Here is a 1,413-nt window from a genome sequence, read left to right on the forward strand (position 1 = left end):
TGAACTGACCCCATAAAGTTGGACGGTTGTAATCAGGCTGCCGCTGTGGCCCGGGTCCGGTATTCTACCGGGCTCAGGCCCTTTAACTTCAGTTTGATCCGTTCATTGTTGTAATAGCCGATATACCTGTCCACCGCCTGACGAAGCTCTGTAACGCTGTCAAATTTCTTCAGGTAAAAGCATTCTGATTTCAGCGTCCCGAAGAAGCTCTCCGCCACAGCATTATCCAGGCAGTTTCCTCTACGGGACATGCTCTGCCTGAGACCATGCGCTTTCAGTTGCTCCTGCCAGCGCTGCATCTGATATTGCCAGCCCTGGTCTGAGTGTAAAACCGGCTTATCTCCGGGGCGCAGCTTTGACAGCGCCTTCTCCAGCATCGTGCTGACCATGCTCATCACGGGGCGCTCCGACATCACATATGAGATAACTTCTCCGTTAAACAGATCGATAATCGGTGACAGATACAGCTTCTGTCCCGCCACGGCGAACTCCGTAACGTCCGTCACCCACTTTTCGTTCGGCCGTGTGGCCGTAAAGTTTCGCTGCAGGACATTGGCGGCGATTTTTCCCTGCTCACCCTTCCAGGAACGGTATTTTTTCACCCGGATCACCGCTTTCAGCGACTGCTCGCTCATCAACCGCTGCACCGTTTTGTGATTCACTCGTTCGTGCTCTCTGGTGAGAGCCGCTGTGATCCGCCTGTATCCATAGCATCCTTTATGACGCTGGTATATCTGGCTGATTTTTGTCTTTATGTCTGCGTACTTATCCGGTCGCTTGCGCACCGACTGCTGGTAATACCAGGTACTGCGGGCCATTCCGGCGGCGGCCAGCAGATCGTGTAAGGCATGGACGCCCCTCAGCTCACTGATTATTTCAGCTTTTTCTTTTGCTGAGCCAGGGCTTTCAGCTTCTTTAAGTAGTCGACCTCCGCACGCCGATACCGCAACTCGGCCAGCAATTCGTCATGGGTGAGCTCCTCAGCAGGTTTTGCTGCGCTCACCGGCGGTTGCGTCGCCTGTATAGGGATGTTTTTCGTTTTCACGAGGTGTCGTTTCCTCTTCTGCAGTCCGGCTTCACCGGCAGCTTCATAAGCTTCAAACCAGCGCTTCACCACTTTATTATCGGATATGTTGAACCGGACTGCCGCCTCACGAAATGAAAGATGCTCTTTATGCAGGGTTTTTACCACGTTAAGCTTAAAGGCTGGCGTGTAACCGGCGACTTTCCAGGTGATACCATCGATACCGTGCAGCTGCCATGAGGCTACCCAGTGACTAACGGTGGATTTGTGGAGACCAAAATGTGCAGCGGTCCTTTTTATTCCGCCCTGGCCGGAGAGGTAATACTTCACGACAGCAATACGGAATTCCAGTGTGTAATTGGGCTTGCCCATAAATTGCACCTTACTCA

The 1,413-nt window shown here is 52.7% G+C and carries 1 protein-coding gene; it reads right to left on the bottom strand.

Features of this window, described 5'->3' with window-relative positions:
* Positions 1–32: 32 nt before the first annotated feature.
* A protein-coding gene (locus tag J1784_RS00380; RefSeq protein WP_238485317.1) for an IS3 family transposase occupies positions 33–1,396 on the bottom strand; the annotation gives its coding sequence in 2 pieces (ribosomal slippage) (positions 33–910 and positions 910–1,396; 1,365 coding nt in all).
* Between the last annotated feature and the right edge of the window lie 17 nt (positions 1,397–1,413).

The organism is Rahnella ecdela, assembly GCF_019049625.1.
GTDB classification, from domain to species: Bacteria; Pseudomonadota; Gammaproteobacteria; order Enterobacterales; family Enterobacteriaceae; genus Rahnella; species Rahnella ecdela.